Source organism: Klebsiella ornithinolytica NBRC 105727 = ATCC 31898 (assembly GCF_001598295.1).
In the GTDB taxonomy this organism is placed as follows: Bacteria; Pseudomonadota; Gammaproteobacteria; order Enterobacterales; family Enterobacteriaceae; genus Klebsiella; species Klebsiella ornithinolytica.
Window position 1 is genome coordinate 663,648 of the sequence record NZ_BCYR01000002.1, and the last position, 18,230, is coordinate 681,877.

Below are 18,230 nucleotides of genomic sequence, written 5' to 3' on the forward strand. Positions count from 1 at the left end.
CCACAAACCCAACATTTTTACAGAATCTTACCTGCCTGGGTTAGCGAAAGCTGGCATTTGTTTTACTTTTGACAAACATAAAGTCAAAATTAAGAATTCGTTACGCTGCAGATGGACCGCTACAGCGAATCAACGATTATACCTGAAGAAAGGACTTTAGATGCTCTTAGCGACGGCTCTGTTAATAATTGGTTTACTGCTGGTAGTCTACAGCGCCGATCGTCTGGTCTACGCCGCTTCAATACTTTGCCGCATGATAGGGATCCCCCCGCTCATTATCGGGATGACGGTGGTAAGTATCGGCACCAGCCTGCCGGAGATCATCGTTTCCGCCGCCGCGTCTCTGCACGGACAGACCGATCTGGCGATCGGCACGGCGCTCGGATCCAATATTACCAATATATTATTAATACTCGGCCTCGCTGCCTTGTTGCGTCCATTTACCGTGCATTCTGATATCCTGCGCCGCGAGTTACCGCTAATGTTGCTGGTCAGTTTGCTGGCAAGCTTTGTGCTGTACGATGGGCAACTGTCCCGTATGGACGGTCTTTTCTTACTGGCGCTCGCCCTGCTGTGGCTGCTGTTTACGATTAAAATCGCCCGGCTGGCGGAACGTCAGGGCAGCGATAGCCTGACCCGGGAACAGATGGCGGAGCTTCCGCGGGAAGGTTCGCTTCCCGTGGCCCTGCTCTGGCTGGGTGTAGCCATGATTGTGATGCCCATGGCAACCCGAATGGTCGTGGATAATGCTACCGTGCTGGCAAACTACTTCGCTATCAGCGAGCTCACCGTCGGCTTAACGGTGGTGGCGATCGGCACCAGCCTGCCGGAACTGGCAACGACGATTGCCGGGGCGCGAAAAGGGGAAGACGATATCGCTATCGGGAATATTATCGGCGCGAATATCCTGAATATCGCCCTGGTTCTCGGATTACCGGCACTGATCGCCCCGGGAGCATTCGCACCGGAGGCCTTTACGCGCGACTATGCCGTGATGCTGTTCGTCAGCGTGATATTCGTCCTGCTATGCTGGCGTCGCAAATGGCAACCCGGTCGCCTGGTGGGTGCGCTGCTGGTCGGCGGTTTTGTGGTTTGGTTAGCGATGCTGTACTGGGCAGCACCGCTCTTCGTTGAATGAATCGGGATAACACTATGTCGCAAATAGATTTGCCAACGGATTTTGACTTTCAACGGGTAGGACGTGAAGTTCTGGAAATTGAACGTGAAGGTCTGGCTCAACTCGATCAGTACATTAATGAAGATTTCACCCATGCCTGCGAGAAGATCTTCCGCTGCGCGGGCAAAGTCGTGGTGATGGGGATGGGCAAATCCGGCCATATCGGGCGTAAAATGGCGGCGACGTTTGCCAGCACCGGTACGCCGTCGTTTTTTGTGCACCCCGGCGAAGCGGCCCACGGCGATTTAGGCATGGTGACGCCGAAGGATGTGGTTATCGCGCTCTCGAATTCCGGCGAGTCGAACGAGATCCTGGCGCTGATTCCGGTACTTAAACGCCTGCAGGTGCCTCTTATCTGCATGACCAGCCGTCCGGAAAGCAGCATGGCGCGCGCCGCGGACATCCATCTTTGCGTGAAGGTACTGAAAGAAGCCTGTCCGTTAGGGCTGGCCCCGACCTCCAGCACCACCGCCGCGCTGGTTATGGGCGATGCGCTGGCGGTTGCCCTGCTGGAAGCGCGCGGCTTTACCGCTGAAGATTTTGCGCTGTCGCACCCTGGCGGCGCACTGGGTCGTAAGCTGCTGTTGCGGGTCAATGATATTATGCATACGGGTGATGAAATCCCGCACGTCAATGTGCAGGCCACCTTGCGCGATGCGCTGCTGGAAATCACACGTAAAAATTTAGGCATGACGGCTGTCTGTGATGATGACATGAACATCATCGGTATTTTCACCGATGGCGACCTGCGCCGGGTGTTTGATACCGGGGTCGATATGCGTAATGCCAGTATTGCCGATGTCATGACACCGGGCGGCATTCGCATTCGCCCCGGTATTCTTGCCGTCGATGCGCTGAACCTGATGCAATCTCGCCATATCACCTGTGTGTTAGTTGCCGATGGCGACCGCCTGTTGGGTGTGGTACATATGCACGATCTCCTGCGCGCAGGCGTAGTGTAAGTAAGGATAAAATAATGAATAATGCTGATGCTCTGCAGGAAACCTGCTACGGGCCAGTAAGCCCTGAATTTATCGATCGGGCGGCGAAGATCCGTTTATTGATCCTCGACGTAGACGGCGTGCTGTCCGATGGCCTGATCTACATGGGCAACAGCGGTGAAGAGCTGAAGGCGTTTAACGTTCGCGACGGTTACGGAATTCGCTGCGCGCTGACCTCAGGTATTGAAGTCGCGATTATTACCGGACGAAAAGCTAAACTGGTAGAAGATCGTTGTCAGACGCTGGGCATTACGCACCTGTATCAGGGGCAGTCCGATAAACTGCTGGCATTTCGCGAATTATTGCGCAAGCTGGCCGTTCGCCCGGACGAAGTTGCCTACATCGGCGATGATCTGATCGACTGGCCGGTGATGGCCGAGGTCGGTTTAAGCGTGGCAGTGGCGGATGCGCACCCGCTGCTGCTACCGCGCGCAGATTATGTTACCCGCATCAACGGTGGACGCGGAGCGGTACGCGAAGTCTGCGATTTGTTACTATTGGCGCAGGGCAAGCTGGATGAGGCCAAAGGGCAATCAATATGAGTAAAACCAGACGTTGGGTTATCATTTTACTATCGCTGGTCGCGCTTATTCTGATCGGCCTGAATCTGGCGGGTACGGACGATACCACTCAGCAAGAGATCAATCCTGATGACCCGACCTATACCAGTGAACATACCGACACCGTTGTTTACAGCCCGGAAGGGGCGCTTAACTACCGCTTAATCGCTGAGCACGTGGAGTATTTTTCCGCCCAGGAAGTCTCGTGGTTCACCAAACCGGTGATGACCACATTTGATACCAACAAGGTACCCACCTGGTCTATCAAAGCGGATAAAGCCAAACTGACTAAAGACCGCATGCTGTATCTTTACGGAAACGTAGAGGTGGACGCGCTGAGCGCGGACTCTCAATTGCGCAAAATTACGACGGATAACGCCCAGATAAACCTGGTGACGCAAGATGTTACCTCTGATGACATGGTGACGTTGTACGGGACGACATTTAATTCCAGCGGCCTGAAAATGCGCGGAAATTTACGCAGCAAAACTGCCGAGCTGATTGAAAAGGTTAGAACCTCTTATGAAATTCAGAACAAACAAACTCAGCCTTAAGATTGCGCTCGCCAGCGCCTTACTGGCCGCCAGCCTGCCGGCACTGGCAAAAACCGGCGATACCGATCAACCGATTCACATCGAATCCGATCAGCAGTCACTGGATATGCAGGGCAATGTCGTCACCTTCACCGGTAATGTCGTCGTCACCCAGGGGACCATTAAAATCAACGCCGATAAGGTGGTGGTGACCCGTCCTGGCGGTGAAAAAGGTAAAGAAGTGATCGACGGTTACGGTAATCCGGCAACCTTCTTCCAGATGCAGGACAACGGCAAGCCGGTGAAAGGCCGCGCGCAAAAAATGCACTATGAATTGCAGAATGATTTCGTCGTCCTGACCGGTAATGCGCATCTGGAACAGATCGATAGCAACATCCAGGGCGACAAAATTACCTATCTGGTGAAAGAGCAGAAAATGCAGGCGTTCAGCAATAAAGGCGGACGCGTGACGACGGTTCTGGTTCCTTCGCAGCTGCAAGACAAAAGCACCAACCAGCAAAAGAAGGGTAACTAATTCGTTATGGCAACATTAACCGCAAAGAATCTCGCCAAGGCGTATAAAGGCCGCCGCGTGGTGGAAGATGTCAGTCTGACCGTGAACTCTGGCGAGATCGTTGGCCTCCTCGGGCCAAACGGCGCCGGTAAAACCACGACCTTCTACATGGTGGTCGGCATTGTGCCGCGCGACGCTGGCAACATTATTATCGACGATGAAGATATCAGCCTGCTGCCGCTGCATGCCCGCGCGCGTCGGGGGATCGGCTATCTGCCGCAGGAAGCTTCCATTTTCCGCCGCCTGAGCGTGTACGATAATTTAATGGCGGTTTTGCAGATTCGCGACGATCTCAGCAGCGAGCAGCGTGAAGACCGCGCGAAAGAGCTGATGGAAGAATTTCACATCGAGCATCTGCGCGACAGCCTGGGACAGGCGCTTTCCGGCGGTGAACGCCGCCGCGTTGAAATCGCCCGCGCGCTGGCCGCTAATCCGAAATTCATTCTGCTGGATGAGCCTTTTGCCGGCGTTGACCCCATTTCCGTTATTGATATCAAACGCATCATCGAACATCTGCGCGACAGCGGTCTTGGCGTGCTGATCACCGACCATAACGTCAGGGAGACGCTGGCCGTCTGCGAACGCGCCTATATCGTCAGCCAGGGTCACCTGATCGCCCACGGCACCCCGCAGCAAATCCTTGAAGACGAGCAGGTTAAGCGCGTGTATCTTGGGGAAGACTTCAGACTCTGATAGGGTAGAGGTTACAGACGTTTTAGCCGGAGATATTAGCCCTGAATATGAAGCAAGGTTTGCAATTAAGGCTAAGCCAACAGCTTGCCATGACGCCACAACTGCAACAGGCTATTCGCCTGCTGCAGCTGTCCACGTTAGAACTCCAGCAAGAACTCCAGCAGGCGCTGGAGAGTAATCCGCTGCTTGAGCAAACCGATCTTCACGATGAGGTAGAAACCAAAGAGGTCGAGGACCGCGAATCGCTGGACACCGTCGACGCTCTTGAACAAAAAGATATGCCGGAAGAGCTGCCGCTCGACGCCAGCTGGGATGAAATCTACACCGCCGGCACCCCGTCCGGAAACGGCGTTGATTACCAGGACGACGAGCTGCCTGTCTATCAAGGCGAAACGACCCAAAGCCTGCAGGATTACCTGATGTGGCAGGTTGAACTGACGCCGTTTACCGACACCGACCGCGCCATTGCCACCTCGATTGTCGATGCCGTTGATGACACCGGCTATCTCACTATTCGGCTGGAAGATATTGTCGAGAGTATCGACGATGACGACATTGGTCTCGAAGAAGTGGAAGCGGTGCTAAAGCGTATCCAGCGCTTTGACCCGGTCGGCGTCGCGGCAAAAGATCTGCGCGACTGTCTGCTGGTTCAGCTTTCCCAATATGCTAAAGAGACGCCGTGGCTGGAAGAAGCCCGGCTGATCATCAGCGATCATCTCGATCTGCTCGCCAACCATGATTTCCGCTCCCTGATGCGCGTCACCCGACTGAAAGAAGAGGTGCTGAAAGAAGCCGTTAATCTCATCCAGTCCCTCGATCCGCGCCCCGGTCAGTCGATTCAGACCAGCGAGCCGGAATACGTCATTCCCGACGTGCTGGTACGTAAAGTCAGCGGCCGCTGGGTCGTGGAGCTTAACTCCGACAGCATCCCACGTCTGAAGATTAATCAGCATTACGCGGCCATGGGCAATAGCGCGCGCAATGATGCAGACAGCCAGTTTATCCGCAGCAACCTGCAGGAAGCTCGCTGGCTGATCAAGAGTCTGGAAAGCCGCAATGATACGCTGTTGCGCGTCAGCCGCTGCATCGTCGAACAGCAGCAGGCCTTCTTCGATCAGGGTGAAGAGTTCATGAAACCGATGGTGCTGGCGGATATCGCTCAGGCCGTCGAAATGCATGAATCCACCATTTCACGCGTTACCACCCAAAAATATCTGCACAGTCCGCGCGGTATTTTTGAGCTGAAATATTTCTTTTCCAGCCACGTGAATACGGAAGGCGGCGGCGAGGCATCGTCGACAGCCATTCGTGCGCTGGTGAAGAAGTTAATCGCCGCGGAGAATCCCGCGAAGCCGTTGAGTGACAGTAAGCTGACCACCATCCTGTCCGAACAGGGTATCATGGTGGCACGTCGTACCGTCGCTAAGTACCGAGAGTCTTTATCCATTCCGCCATCTAACCAGCGTAAACAACTGGTTTGATACAACCGATAAGGAAGACACTATGCAGCTCAACATTACAGGACACAACGTCGAGATCACCCCTGCACTGCGCGAATTCGTTAATGCGAAGTTCAGCAAGCTGGAGCAGTTTTTCGACAGGATCAATCAGGTCTATATTGTGTTAAAAGTAGAGAAGGTGACGCAAATTGCGGATGCCAATCTGCATGTCAACGGTGGCGAAATCCATGCCAGTGCGGAAGGGCAGGATATGTATGCCGCTATTGATGGACTCATCGATAAGCTGGCAAGACAGTTAACAAAACATAAAGATAAACTAAAACAACACTAATTGTCCGGGCGCCGCCCTTGCCTGCTGCCAGCCTTCATCGGTAGCAGGCAAGGGGCGCGCTCAGGTGAAATTATGATGAACAACGATTCGGCTCTACAACTGAGCAACGTCCTTAACCAGGAATGTACCCGTAGCCAGGTTCACTGCCAGAGCAAAAAGCGCGCGCTGGAAATCATCAGTGAACTGGCAGCAAAACAGTTAGGTTTGCCGCCGCAGGTGGTGTTTGAGGCGATCCTTACCCGCGAGAAAATGGGCAGTACCGGGATTGGCAACGGGATTGCCATTCCGCACGGTAAACTTGAAGAGGATACGCTGCGCGCCGTTGGCGTGTTTGTCCAGCTGGAGACTCCGATCGCATTTGATGCCATCGACAATCAGCCGGTCGATCTGCTGTTTGCGCTTCTGGTCCCGGCTGACCAGACCAAAACCCATCTGCATACGCTGTCTCTGGTTGCAAAACGACTGGCGGATAAAACGATTTGCCGTCGCCTGCGCGCAGCGCAAAGCGATGAAGAGCTGTATGAGATCATCACCGAAGCAGGAAGCAACGATGACGTATAACGGCCGTCGCCCCCTACCCTTTATCGTACTGAGGAGAAACGGTACATGGTACTGATGATCGTCAGCGGCCGCTCAGGCTCGGGGAAATCCGTCGCTCTGCGGGCGCTGGAAGATATGGGCTTCTACTGCGTAGATAACCTGCCGGTAGTGCTGTTGCCTGAGCTGGCGAGATCGCTGGCCGACAGAAACATCTCTGCCGCCGTCAGCATTGACGTGCGTAACATGCCGGAATCGCCAGAGATCTTTGAACAGGCGATGAAAAACCTGCCTGAGGCATTTTCCCCTCAGCTGCTGTTCCTTGATGCTGACCGCAATACGCTGATCCGCCGCTACAGCGACACCCGTCGTCTGCATCCGCTATCGAGCAAAAATCTGTCGCTGGAAAGCGCGATTGACGAAGAGAGCGCGCTGCTGGAGCCGCTGCGTTCCCGCGCCGACCTGATCGTCGACACTTCAGAGATGTCGGTACACGAGCTGGCGGAAATGCTACGTACCCGTCTGCTCGGCAAGCGTGAACGTGAGCTGACCATGGTCTTTGAATCCTTTGGCTTTAAGCACGGTATCCCGATTGATGCCGATTACGTCTTTGACGTACGCTTCCTGCCAAACCCACACTGGGATCCGAAACTGCGTCCAATGACCGGTCTGGATAAGCCGGTGGCCGCCTTCCTTGACCGGCACACGGAAGTTCACAATTTTATTTACCAGACCCGCAGCTATCTTGAGCTATGGTTACCGATGCTGGAGACCAATAATCGCAGCTATCTGACGGTGGCGATTGGTTGTACCGGCGGTAAACACCGTTCGGTCTACATTGCCGAACAGCTGGCTGATTACTTCCGCTCACGCGGTAAGAACGTGCAGTCTCGTCATCGGACGCTGGAAAAACGCAAATCATGACCGTAAAGCAGATCGTTGAAATCACCAATAAACTGGGGATGCATGCCCGCCCGGCGATGAAGCTGTTTGAGCTGATGCAGAATTATGATGCGGAAGTCCTGCTGCGCAACGACGAGGGGACGGAAGCGGAGGCCAATAGCGTAATTGCCCTGCTGATGCTCGACTCGGCCAAAGGTCGGCAAATCGAGATTGAAGCCAACGGTCCGCAGGAAGTCGAGGCGCTGGCAGCGGTTATCGCGCTGTTCAACGCCGGTTTTGACGAAGACTAAACATTCCCGCCTCTTCCCCGGCTGCACGACGCTGACCGGGGCTATTGTTTCTGCCGCGACCTCACTTCAGCTTGTTCGCCTGCATAAATCCTTCTCCGCCTAGCTGACGCATCTGGCGCAGGATCCACGCCTGCCGACTGCGAACATAGCCGGACGGCGCATCGGCGCGAAAGCGAATCGGGTTGGGCAATACCGCAGCCAGGAGCGCCGCTTCAGAAGCCGTTAACTTGCTCGCAGGCTTGTGAAAGTAGCGCCGGGACGCCGCTTCGACGCCGAACGTTCCTTCCCCAAATTCAGCGATATTCAGGTAGACGGTCAGAATCCGTTTTTTACTCCACACCGTCTCAATCCCTACCGTTAACCCTGCCTCCAGCCCTTTGCGCAACCAGCTACGGCCATCCCACAAGAACAGGTTCTTCGCCGTTTGCTGCGAAAGCGTGGAGGCGCCGCGCACGCGGTTTTCCTGACGTTCATTGTGTGCCAGCGCTTTCTCTATCGCTGAGACATCAAAACCCCAGTGTTCAGGGAATTTTTGATCCTCCGCAGCGATTGCCGCCAGCCCCATCCACGGCGAGATCTCGTCCATCCCGACCCAGTCGGAGTGGGCGACATAATGAAAATCACCGCTCAGCCATGCGCCGATTTGTCGCTCGAGCATAACAGCTGAAAACGGCACCGGCAGTATGCTAAAGAGCGCGATGCCGCCTCCCCAAAAGGCTGCCGCAATCAGCAGAATGCGCAATAAAAGGCGTTTAATCATTCGCAACGGGGCCGAACGCACGCTCATGCAGTCAGAACCAGCACGCGAGCCACCAGCTTCTCAATCCCGCTTGCCGCTTCCGCAATGTTCTGCGCCAGCATCCAGGCCGGGGTCGTCACCACCTTATGTTCTTCATCGACGACGATATCATCGACCGGGCAAGGAACGTGTTCTGCGCCCATCTCTTCCACCACCTCAGCGGTATCAAGATCGGTGCCGATGGTTATCCGCAGCGGGATCGGGAAAATTTTTGGCAGCAGCGCCGGGGCGATACACATAAAGCCCAGCGGTTTACCCGCCTCGTGCATCGCCAGCGTCAACGCTTTCAGGTCGCTATCGACCTGGCATTCAGCCCCTTGCGAGGCAAAATTGCTGAGGTTCTTCGCCGCGCCAAACCCGCCAGGGACAATCAGCGCATCCAGATCTTCAGCCCGGGCCGCAGCCAGAGGCTGGATATCGCCACGGGCAATACGCGCGGCCTCCACCAGAACGTTGCGGCTTTCGGCCATCGGCTCACCGGTCAGGTGGTTGATCACGTCCGTTTGCGCTTTATCCGCGGCGAAACAGATGGCCTGTGCGCCGCTACGGGCGATCGCCAACAGGGTAATGACCGCTTCATGGATCTCCGTTCCGTCATAGACGCCACAGCCGCTCAATACCACGCCAATCTTTTTCATACTGCCAGCTCCTTAGTGCAACTTGCTGAAACCAGTCAAAAATTTTGATTTACACGCATTGCTTCACATATTTTACTGATTCACGTAACAAATAATTTAAGGTTTGCTATCTTAATGAGCGAGCAAACCAAATCCTCAGGTTGCGCTACGTAAAAATATCTCTAAAAATTCTGGCGCAACGACCAGTTCCCTGGTGTTGGCGCAGTATTCGCGCACCCCGGTTTATCCGGGGTCATTTTTTATGTGCCGCCGCAACCCATGCTTTCAGCACCGCTACATCGTTCTGCCACTCGGATTTCATCTCTTCAACCCATTCACCAACGTTATCCGACCACGCCGGCAGGTCCGGAGTCTGAATCTGCTGTCCCAGCTGTTGGATATGCCGCAGGCCAATCGAGCCCGCCGCGCCTTTAATTTTATGCCCTTCATCGACGATCCCTTTCTGGTCGCGAGCGGTCAGATTAGACTCCAGTACCGCCATATAGCCCGGCATCATCTTCTCAAAAACCGCAAGACCATCGTTGATAAGCTTTGGCCCCACCAGCTCGATATACTGCTCAAGCATCGGAATATCCAGTACGGATGCCGATTTACTCACATCCACGGTCGGCATTTCGCACTCATCCTCTTCCGGCGAATCCCAGAATTTTTTAATCATTGCCGTCAGCGCCGGCACCGATAGCGGTTTACTCAGGACGTCGTCCATTCCGGCATCAAGATACTCTTTTTTATTCTTCAGGACGTTGGCGGTCAGGGCAACCAGCGGCGGTAGCTCGTCGGCGGCAAAGTGCTGCTTAAGATGACGAGAAATATCCAGGCCCGTCATATCCGGCAGCTGGATATCCAGCAGCACCAGGTCGTACTCGCCCGGTTCAAACATCTCCAGCGCGGCCTTACCGGTCATCGCCACATCGACGCTGTTACCCAGCTTCTCCAGCACCGAGCGCGCCACAATCACGTTGAGCTCGATATCCTCGACCAGCAGCACGTTCAGCGCCGGCAGGGGCATCTCATCTTCCGTCAGCATATCTTCCACTTCTTCCGCCACCGCCGGCGCATGCACGGTCAGCGTAAACGTGGCCCCCTGGCCCGGCTGGCTGGAGACGTTAATGTCGCCGCCCATATTGCGAGCCAGACGACGCGATACGGCAAGACCGATCCCGGTGCCCGTCGCAGGCTTGCCGCCGTGGCTGTCTTTCACCTGATAATACATCGCGAAGATCTTATCCTGCTCGGCTTCGGGAATGCCGATGCCGGAGTCTTCCACTTCAAAATGCAGGATATCGCCTTCATCGTAGCGAACGCGAACGGTGACGTTTCCACCTTGCGGGGTGAATTTCACGGCGTTACTGATGAGGTTCCACAGAATCTGCCGCAGACGCGTCCCGTCGGTCACCACTTTATGCGGCAGCGGCAGCGTCGGTTCCAGGACGAAGCGCAGCCCTTTCTGTTGCGCCTGCAGGCCGGAGAGGTTTTCCAGATCGGCCAGGAAACCGGTGAAGTCGACCTGCTGATTATCCAGCTGGACTTTGCGCCGCTCCATTTTATCCATGTCGATAATATCGTTGAAAATATTCCCCAGCGTAACGGCAGAGACATGGATGGTTTTGAGGTATTTTTCCTGCTCACCGGTCAGCTCGGTATCCAGCAGGATACGGCTCAGCCCGACGATACCGTTGAGCGGCGTACGCAGCTCGTGGCTGATGGTTGAGATAAAGGTGGTCTTATCGCGGCTGGCGCGCTCCAGCGCATCCTGGTAGCGCTTACGTTCGGTAATATCGCGGCCAAAGCCCATCAGTCCACGGCGCTTGCCGACGCGGTCATAGTAAGGGACCTTGCGGATTTCAAAGCAGGCTTTACGCCCGTCCGGATAATCCAGCCACTGCTCGTAGGTCAGCGACACATTATGGCGGAAGACCTTTTCGTCAGTCTCCAGCACTTTAACCGCCGCTTCTTCGTTATAGACATCCTGAGGTTTCAGGTGGATAAGCTGCTTTTCGCTTTTCCCGGTCAGAAGCTCCATCGCCCGGTTACAGCCAGAAAACTCTTTGTCTTCATTGCGATAGAATACCAGGTCCGGCGAGGCATCAAGGAAAGAACGGAGGAAGGAGGATTGCTGTTCCAGCTGAATTTGCGTCTCTTCGCGCTCTTTCATCTCAATCTTCAGCTGTTCCAGCGTCGTCTCGCGCTCGGCTTCCGCCTTTTCACGCTCGCCAATCTCCTGATTGAGCTGCGCGATATTATCTTTGAGCTGCACGTTAAGCTGCAGGTCGCGCTCGCGCATCTCCTCCAGTTTTTCCACCAGCCGGGAGAGACGCTGCCGCGACTCTTCCAGTTGCTCCACCACCACCGACAAAAAATAAACTGCCCAGGGGGTGATCAGCAGACCAAAGAAGATAGAGCGGATAACGTCGATGCTCTCAACCTGGCCATGCAGAACCATCGTGACGGCCATCTGTACCACAATCGCCAGCACCACCAGGGCGAGGGCCAACAGCATGGAAAAACGCACCAGACCCAGCTTCATCATCAGGTCGACATAGTACTGCGCCAGCATACGGATTTGCTTCATAAGGGATTCCTTCGCGACAACTCCGCACAATAATACCCAATTCTGAGCAATACGCTGTAAGTTGTGCAAAAAATGCGGGCGCCCTTACTCTAAAGCTGCGCGCGGCACCCAGGCTCGTCCCAGCGCCGAGCCCTGCACGCCGTGTTGGTTGAGATAGCGGTCAAGTTCAACCATCCCGGTCCAGCGGTTCTCACACCACAGGGGCGCCAGCAGCGTCGGCCGCCGGGCGCTGGCGGAAATGCGGTGATAGATCACCTCGGGTGGCGTGTGGCGAATCATCTCCCCGGCAGTGACCGTATACTCATCCAGCGCAATCGCCTGCAACCGTCCCGCCTGCCAGGCTTTGGCCATCGTACTGCCGGTGACGATATGCAGCGGATGCAGTTTGATGCCATCCACACCGGTATTCACAACCTGCTCCAGCGTTTGCAGGCAATGGCTCTGCGCCTCGCCCGGTAGCCCGACGATCAAATGCGCGCAGACCTTCAGCCCGCGCTCGCGCGCCAGCCGGGTCGTACGCTGATAACAGGCAAAATCATGCCCACGATTAATCCGCTGCAGCGTTTTGTCATGCGCCGTCTGTAAGCCGAGTTCCAGCCATACTTCGTAGCCCTGTTCCCGATAGCCGCCGAGCAGTTCCAGCACCGCCTCCGGGACGCAGTCAGGACGAGTACCCACGCACAGCCCGACGATATTGGCCTGACTCACCGCCTGCTGATACATCGAGCGCAGTACCTGAACTTCGGCAAAGGTGCTGGTGTAAGCCTGAAAATAAGCGAGATAGCGCCTGGCGCGATTAACCCGCTGCGCCTGATGTGCCAGCTGTTCAGCAATAGAGTGGTGCTGCTGCTCTTCGTCAGCAAAAGAGGCGACGTTGCAGAACGTGCAGCCTCCGCGGCCAATAGTGCCATCGCGATTCGGGCAGCTAAACCCGCCATGCAGCGTCAGTTTATGAACCTTTTCGCCATAGCGCCGCGAAAGATCCCCACCAAACATATTGACTAATTTTTGTAACTGCATAATCTGATAGACCGGCCTGAAGAAAGGGGCCAAGCCTGCCATTTTTAGCCACCGACGGCGATGACCTGGATCAATCGTCAGCGCGGCCGCTCATCTCATTGCATAAACACTCAAGATAACTGCAATTTCATTCACTCACTCTGTGATGACTTTTCCTTATACTTAACCTCAGGTTTGCCATTATCTTCATCAGGGCAAAAAACAGTGTTATTTACCGCGCTAGAGGTAACAGGCAGATAAATACTCTGCGATAAATAGGCAGTTCAGCACAGATCGATAATGTTACGCTATCGATATAGTGAGACAGATCACACTAGATTATGCTTTCCGCTACGTTTCAGCGCCGCTTAAAACACAGTTATTATCTTATTTATCATAATGTTAAACCATGTATAGCACATTTTTGTATAAATAAGATTGCCATTTGACGTAAGTGCCGATTCCCGATAAGTTGGGAATCCGCTGGAAGCTTTCTGGATGAGCACTCTGCTCATCATATTTATGCAGTAATTGAGATTCCCTCTTACAGCAAGTCCTCAAACTTGCGTACCGATGCGAAAAGGATTTAAAGAGGGCGAATGCGAGGTGCAAACCCCGTCGCCATGCTCTTTCTGTGCCCGTGCGCAATCGGTATCGGAGGGTGTCCCGTAGAGCCTGGGGAGGTTCACTGATATGTTGTACGATAAATCCCTTGAGAGGGATAACTGTGGTTTCGGCCTGATCGCCCACATAGAAGGCGAACCTAGCCACAAGGTAGTGCGTACCGCTATACACGCACTGGCCCGAATGCAGCACCGCGGCGCGATCCTTGCCGATGGTAAAACCGGCGACGGTTGTGGCTTGCTGCTGCAAAAACCTGACCGTTTCTTCCGTATCGTTGCGGAAGAGCGCGGCTGGCGTTTAGCCAAAAATTACGCCGTCGGGATGTTATTCCTTAATAAAGATCCTGAACTGGCGGCTACGGCACGCCGCATCGTTGAAGAAGAACTACAACGTGAAACCCTGTCTATCGTCGGCTGGCGCGAAGTGCCGACCAACGAAGGGGTTCTCGGTGAAATCGCCCTCTCCTCGCTGCCTCGTATTGAACAAATTTTTGTTAACGCCCCGGCAGGCTGGCGCCCGCGCGATATGGAACGTCGTTTGTTCATCGCCCGTCGCCGCATTGAAAAGCGTCTGCAGGAAGATAAAGATTTCTACGTTTGCAGCCTGTCGAATCTGGTGAACATTTACAAAGGTCTGTGTATGCCGGCTGACCTGCCGCGCTTCTATCTGGACCTCGCGGACCTGCGTCTGGAGTCGGCAATCTGCCTGTTCCACCAGCGCTTCTCCACCAACACCGTGCCGCGCTGGCCGCTGGCACAGCCGTTCCGCTACCTGGCGCACAACGGCGAAATCAACACCATCACCGGCAACCGCCAGTGGGCGCGCGCGCGTACCTACAAGTTCCAGACGCCGTTAATTCCGGACCTGCACGATGCGGCGCCGTTCGTGAACGAAACCGGCTCCGACTCCAGCTCGATGGATAACATGCTTGAGCTGCTGCTGGCCGGCGGGATGGATATCGTGCGCGCCATGCGTCTGCTCGTACCGCCAGCCTGGCAGAACAACCCGGATATGGATCCGGAGCTGCGCGCCTTCTTTGATTTTAACTCCATGCATATGGAGCCATGGGATGGCCCGGCGGGCATCGTGATGTCCGACGGTCGCTACGCCGCCTGTAACCTCGATCGTAACGGTCTGCGCCCGGCGCGCTACGTCATCACCAAAGACAAACTGATTACCTGCGCTTCAGAAGTCGGGATTTGGGATTACCAGCCTGACGAAGTGGTCGAAAAAGGCCGCGTAGGCCCGGGCGAACTGATGGTTATCGATACCCGCGGCGGACGTATTCTGCACTCCGCGGAAACCGATGATGACCTGAAAAGTCGCCACCCTTACAAAGAGTGGATGGAGAAAAACGTCCGCCGCCTGGTGCCGTTTGAAGATCTACCGGACGAAGACGTCGGCAGCCGCCAGCTGGATGACGACACGCTCGCCAGCTTCCAGAAACAGTTTAACTACAGCGCAGAAGAGCTGGACTCCGTCCTGCGTGTACTGGGTGAAAACGGCCAGGAAGCGGTCGGTTCAATGGGCGACGATACCCCGTTTGCCGTGCTCTCCAGCCAGCCGCGTATCATTTACGACTACTTCCGTCAGCAGTTCGCGCAGGTGACTAACCCGCCGATCGACCCGCTGCGTGAAGCTCACGTGATGTCGCTGGCCACCAGCATCGGCCGTGAAATGAACGTCTTCTGCGAAGCGGAAGGCCAGGCTCACCGCCTGAGCTTCAAATCACCGATCCTGCTGTACTCCGATTTCAAACAGCTCACCACCATGGAAGAGGAGCACTATCGCGCCGATACCCTGGATATCACCTTTAACGCCGCGGAAACCTCGCTGGCCGAAACGGTGAAGGCGCTGTGCGATAAAGCGGAACAGATGGTCCGTAACGGTACCGTTCTGCTGGTGCTCTCCGATCGTAATATCGCCAAAGATCGTCTGCCGGTTCCGGCACCGATGGCGGTAGGCGCGATTCAAACCCGCCTGGTGGATAAGAGCCTGCGCTGCGATGCCAACATTATCGTTGAGACCGCCAGCGCCCGTGACCCGCACCATTTCGCGGTGCTGCTGGGCTTCGGCGCCACGGCTATCTATCCGTACCTGGCCTATGAGACGCTGGCGAAACTGGTCGATAACAAGGCCATTGAGAAAGATTATCGTACCGTGATGCTGAACTACCGTAACGGCATCAACAAAGGCCTGTACAAGATCATGTCTAAGATGGGCATTTCGACCATCGCCTCCTACCGCTGCTCGAAGCTGTTCGAAGCGGTTGGCCTGCATCGTGAGGTTTCCGATCTGTGCTTCCTCGGCGTTGTCAGCCGCATCGGCGGCGCGGGCTTCGATGACTTCCAGCAGGATCTGCTGAATCTGTCCAAACGCGCCTGGCTGGTCCGTAAGCCGCTGGATCAGGGCGGTCTGCTGAAATACGTTCACGGCGGTGAATATCACGCCTACAACCCGGACGTCGTCCGCACGCTGCAGCAAGCGGTTCAGAGCGGTGAATACCACGACTATCAGCAGTATGCGAACCTGGTGAATGAACGCCCGGCCGCCACGCTGCGCGATCTGCTGGCGCTGAACCCTGGCGATGACGCCATCAGCATCGACCACGTCGAATCGGCCAAAGAGCTGTTCAAACGCTTCGATACCGCCGCCATGTCTATCGGTGCGTTAAGCCCGGAAGCTCATGAGTCGCTGGCGGAAGCCATGAACAGCATCGGCGGCTTCTCTAACTCCGGCGAAGGCGGCGAAGATCCGGCGCGCTATGGCACCAACAAAGTGTCGCGTATTAAACAGGTCGCTTCTGGCCGCTTCGGCGTCACACCGGCTTACCTGGTCAACGCCGACGTTATTCAGATTAAAGTCGCTCAGGGCGCGAAGCCGGGCGAAGGCGGGCAGCTGCCGGGTGACAAAGTCACCCCGTACATTGCCAAACTGCGCTATTCGGTCCCGGGTGTAACCCTGATTTCACCGCCGCCGCACCACGATATTTACTCTATCGAGGATCTGGCGCAGCTGATTTTCGACCTGAAACAGGTCAACCCGAAAGCGATGATTTCCGTGAAGCTGGTTTCCGAACCGGGCGTCGGCACCATCGCCACCGGCGTGGCCAAAGCCTATGCCGATCTTATCACCATCGCCGGTTACGACGGTGGTACGGGTGCCAGCCCGCTCTCCTCCGTGAAATACGCGGGTTGTCCGTGGGAGCTGGGTCTGGTGGAAACCCAACAGGCGCTGGTGGCGAACGGTCTGCGTCACAAGATCCGTCTGCAGGTGGATGGCGGCCTGAAAACCGGCCTCGATATCATCAAGGCGGCAATTCTTGGCGCAGAAAGCTTCGGCTTCGGCACTGGCCCGATGGTCGCGCTCGGCTGTAAATATCTGCGTATCTGCCACCTGAACAACTGCGCAACCGGCGTAGCAACTCAGGATGACAAACTGCGTAAGAATCACTATCACGGCCTGCCGTTCAAAGTGACCAACTACTTTGAATTCATCGCCCGCGAAACCCGCGAGCTGATGGCTGAGCTTGGCGTGAAGCGTCTGGTGGACCTGATTGGCCGTACCGACCTGCTGAAAGTGCTGGATGGCTTTACCGCGAAGCAGCAGAAGCTGGATCTCAGCAAACTGCTGGAAACCGCCGAGCCGCATCCGGGTAAAGCGCTGTACTGCACCGAAAGCAACCCGCCGTTTGATAACGGCGTGCTGAACGCGCAGCTGCTACAGCAGGCTAAACCGTTCGTGGACAGCAAGCAGAGCAAAACCTTCTGGTTCGATATCCGTAATACCGATCGCTCCGTTGGCGCGTCGTTGTCTGGCTATATCGCCCAGACCCATGGCGATCAGGGGCTGGCAGCAGATCCGATTACCGCGCACTTCAGCGGTACCGCAGGCCAGAGCTTCGGCGTGTGGAACGCCGGCGGCGTGGAACTGCATCTGACCGGTGACGCGAACGACTACGTGGGTAAAGGGATGGCAGGCGGTCTGCTGTCAATCCGTCCTCCGGTGGGCTCCGCCTTCCGCAGTCACGAAGCGAGCATCATCGGTAATACCTGTCTGTATGGCGCGACCGGCGGTCGTCTGTACGCTGCGGGCCGTGCAGGCGAGCGCTTTGCGGTGCGTAACTCCGGTGCCATCACCGTGGTAGAAGGCATCGGCGATAACGGCTGCGAATACATGACCGGCGGCATCGTCTGCGTACTGGGTAAAACCGGCGTCAACTTTGGCGCAGGGATGACCGGCGGCTTTGCTTACGTCCTGGATGAAGACGGTGATTTCCGTAAACGTGTGAACCCGGAACTGGTGGAAGTGTTGGGCGTTGACTCTCTCGCTATCCATGAAGAGCACCTGCGTGGTCTGATTACCGAACACGTGCAGCTTACCGGTTCGTCTCGAGGCGAAGAGATCCTGGCCAACTGGCCGGCTTTTGCCGCGAAATTCGCGCTGGTTAAACCAAAGTCCAGCGATGTTAAGGCACTGTTGGGTCACCGTAGTCGTAGCGCAGCAGAGCTGCGTGTGCAGGCGCAGTAAGGAATTCAG

Annotated in this window: 16 protein-coding genes; 12 read left to right on the top strand and 4 right to left on the bottom strand. The window is 55.6% G+C overall.

Annotated features, from left to right (window positions below):
- The first annotated feature begins 160 nt into the window (after nucleotides 1-160).
- The 11 genes from ROR01S_RS07145 (at nucleotide 161) to npr (ending at nucleotide 8,059) form a co-directional block, all read left to right on the top strand.
- Entirely contained in the window at nucleotides 161-1,138 is a 978-nt protein-coding gene (locus tag ROR01S_RS07145) for a calcium/sodium antiporter (protein ID WP_004868144.1), read from the top strand.
- Nucleotides 1,135-2,139 carry an arabinose-5-phosphate isomerase KdsD gene (gene kdsD / locus ROR01S_RS07150; protein WP_369973985.1) on the top strand — a complete coding sequence of 335 codons (1,005 nt, stop codon included), beginning with the start codon at nucleotides 1,135-1,137 and terminating at the stop codon, nucleotides 2,137-2,139. Before ROR01S_RS07145 ends, kdsD begins: the two co-directional genes overlap by 4 nt.
- Before the next feature lie 14 nt (nucleotides 2,140-2,153).
- Entirely contained in the window at nucleotides 2,154-2,720 is a 567-nt protein-coding gene (gene kdsC, locus ROR01S_RS07155; RefSeq protein ID WP_004868149.1) for a 3-deoxy-manno-octulosonate-8-phosphatase KdsC, read from the top strand.
- The gene (gene lptC / locus ROR01S_RS07160) at nucleotides 2,717-3,292 is read left to right on the top strand and encodes an LPS export ABC transporter periplasmic protein LptC (RefSeq protein ID WP_004868154.1); all 576 of its coding nucleotides are present in this window, start codon (nucleotides 2,717-2,719) and stop codon (nucleotides 3,290-3,292) included. Before kdsC ends, lptC begins: the two co-directional genes overlap by 4 nt.
- A complete protein-coding gene (lptA, locus tag ROR01S_RS07165; RefSeq protein ID WP_004868159.1) occupies nucleotides 3,261-3,806 on the top strand; it encodes a lipopolysaccharide ABC transporter substrate-binding protein LptA in 546 nt (181 codons plus the stop codon). The genes lptC and lptA overlap by 32 nt, the downstream gene beginning before the upstream one ends.
- A gap of 6 nt (nucleotides 3,807-3,812) precedes the next feature.
- A complete protein-coding gene (lptB, locus tag ROR01S_RS07170) occupies nucleotides 3,813-4,538 on the top strand; it encodes an LPS export ABC transporter ATP-binding protein (RefSeq protein WP_004206203.1) in 726 nt (241 codons plus the stop codon).
- Nucleotides 4,539-4,585: 47 nt separating this feature from the next.
- Complete coding sequence (gene rpoN / locus ROR01S_RS07175; protein ID WP_004868164.1) at nucleotides 4,586-6,019, top strand: RNA polymerase factor sigma-54; 1,434 nt, start codon at nucleotides 4,586-4,588, stop codon at nucleotides 6,017-6,019.
- 22 nt (nucleotides 6,020-6,041) lie between these two features.
- Nucleotides 6,042-6,329 carry a ribosome hibernation promoting factor gene (hpf, locus tag ROR01S_RS07180; RefSeq protein ID WP_004868168.1) on the top strand — a complete coding sequence of 96 codons (288 nt, stop codon included), beginning with the start codon at nucleotides 6,042-6,044 and terminating at the stop codon, nucleotides 6,327-6,329.
- A gap of 72 nt (nucleotides 6,330-6,401) precedes the next feature.
- The gene (gene ptsN / locus ROR01S_RS07185) at nucleotides 6,402-6,890 is read left to right on the top strand and encodes a PTS IIA-like nitrogen regulatory protein PtsN (protein WP_015585655.1); all 489 of its coding nucleotides are present in this window, start codon (nucleotides 6,402-6,404) and stop codon (nucleotides 6,888-6,890) included.
- A 45-nt stretch (nucleotides 6,891-6,935) separates the two neighbouring features.
- Nucleotides 6,936-7,790, top strand: coding sequence for an RNase adapter RapZ (gene rapZ / locus ROR01S_RS07190; protein WP_004868172.1), 855 nt, complete (start codon nucleotides 6,936-6,938; stop codon nucleotides 7,788-7,790).
- A complete protein-coding gene (npr, locus tag ROR01S_RS07195; protein ID WP_004868176.1) occupies nucleotides 7,787-8,059 on the top strand; it encodes a PTS phosphocarrier protein NPr in 273 nt (90 codons plus the stop codon). The genes rapZ and npr overlap by 4 nt, the downstream gene beginning before the upstream one ends.
- A gap of 61 nt (nucleotides 8,060-8,120) precedes the next feature.
- On the opposite strand, the gene mtgA is transcribed toward npr, so the two are convergent.
- The 4 genes from mtgA to mnmL form a co-directional block, all read right to left on the bottom strand.
- On the bottom strand, nucleotides 8,121-8,846 hold the full coding sequence (gene mtgA / locus ROR01S_RS07200) for a monofunctional biosynthetic peptidoglycan transglycosylase (protein ID WP_004868178.1): 726 nt from the start codon (nucleotides 8,844-8,846) through the stop codon (nucleotides 8,121-8,123).
- Complete coding sequence (gene elbB / locus ROR01S_RS07205; RefSeq protein ID WP_004868182.1) at nucleotides 8,843-9,496, bottom strand: isoprenoid biosynthesis glyoxalase ElbB; 654 nt, start codon at nucleotides 9,494-9,496, stop codon at nucleotides 8,843-8,845. The genes mtgA and elbB overlap by 4 nt, the downstream gene beginning before the upstream one ends.
- Nucleotides 9,497-9,728: 232 nt before the next feature.
- The gene (gene arcB, locus ROR01S_RS07210; RefSeq protein ID WP_015585653.1) at nucleotides 9,729-12,068 is read right to left on the bottom strand and encodes an aerobic respiration two-component sensor histidine kinase ArcB; all 2,340 of its coding nucleotides are present in this window, start codon (nucleotides 12,066-12,068) and stop codon (nucleotides 9,729-9,731) included.
- Between the two features lie 84 nt (nucleotides 12,069-12,152).
- Nucleotides 12,153-13,088, bottom strand: coding sequence for a tRNA modification radical SAM protein MnmL/YtqA (gene mnmL, locus ROR01S_RS07215; RefSeq protein WP_103072934.1), 936 nt, complete (start codon nucleotides 13,086-13,088; stop codon nucleotides 12,153-12,155).
- Nucleotides 13,089-13,760: 672 nt separating this feature from the next.
- Between mnmL and gltB the strand changes: the two genes are divergently transcribed.
- Nucleotides 13,761-18,221 (top strand): glutamate synthase large subunit, encoded by a 4,461-nt coding sequence (gene gltB / locus ROR01S_RS07220; protein WP_004868192.1) that lies wholly within the window; start codon nucleotides 13,761-13,763, stop codon nucleotides 18,219-18,221.
- The last annotated feature ends 9 nt before the right edge of the window (nucleotides 18,222-18,230 follow it).

What these genes read in the sequence shown, in the direction of transcription:
- ROR01S_RS07145 (WP_004868144.1), top strand. Translation starts at nt 161, where the DNA reads ATGCTCTTAGCGACGGCTCTGTTAATAATTGGTTTACTGCTGGTAGTC.
- kdsD (WP_369973985.1), top strand. Translation starts at nt 1,135, where the DNA reads ATGAATCGGGATAACACTATGTCGCAAATAGATTTGCCAACGGATTTT.
- kdsC (WP_004868149.1), top strand. Translation starts at nt 2,154, where the DNA reads ATGAATAATGCTGATGCTCTGCAGGAAACCTGCTACGGGCCAGTAAGC.
- lptC (WP_004868154.1), top strand. Translation starts at nt 2,717, where the DNA reads ATGAGTAAAACCAGACGTTGGGTTATCATTTTACTATCGCTGGTCGCG.
- lptA (WP_004868159.1), top strand. Translation starts at nt 3,261, where the DNA reads ATGAAATTCAGAACAAACAAACTCAGCCTTAAGATTGCGCTCGCCAGC.
- lptB (WP_004206203.1), top strand. Translation starts at nt 3,813, where the DNA reads ATGGCAACATTAACCGCAAAGAATCTCGCCAAGGCGTATAAAGGCCGC.
- rpoN (WP_004868164.1), top strand. Translation starts at nt 4,586, where the DNA reads ATGAAGCAAGGTTTGCAATTAAGGCTAAGCCAACAGCTTGCCATGACG.
- hpf (WP_004868168.1), top strand. Translation starts at nt 6,042, where the DNA reads ATGCAGCTCAACATTACAGGACACAACGTCGAGATCACCCCTGCACTG.
- ptsN (WP_015585655.1), top strand. Translation starts at nt 6,402, where the DNA reads ATGATGAACAACGATTCGGCTCTACAACTGAGCAACGTCCTTAACCAG.
- rapZ (WP_004868172.1), top strand. Translation starts at nt 6,936, where the DNA reads ATGGTACTGATGATCGTCAGCGGCCGCTCAGGCTCGGGGAAATCCGTC.
- npr (WP_004868176.1), top strand. Translation starts at nt 7,787, where the DNA reads ATGACCGTAAAGCAGATCGTTGAAATCACCAATAAACTGGGGATGCAT.
- mtgA (WP_004868178.1), bottom strand. Translation starts at nt 8,846, where the DNA reads ATGAGCGTGCGTTCGGCCCCGTTGCGAATGATTAAACGCCTTTTATTG.
- elbB (WP_004868182.1), bottom strand. Translation starts at nt 9,496, where the DNA reads ATGAAAAAGATTGGCGTGGTATTGAGCGGCTGTGGCGTCTATGACGGA.
- arcB (WP_015585653.1), bottom strand. Translation starts at nt 12,068, where the DNA reads ATGAAGCAAATCCGTATGCTGGCGCAGTACTATGTCGACCTGATGATG.
- mnmL (WP_103072934.1), bottom strand. Translation starts at nt 13,088, where the DNA reads ATGCAGTTACAAAAATTAGTCAATATGTTTGGTGGGGATCTTTCGCGG.
- gltB (WP_004868192.1), top strand. Translation starts at nt 13,761, where the DNA reads ATGTTGTACGATAAATCCCTTGAGAGGGATAACTGTGGTTTCGGCCTG.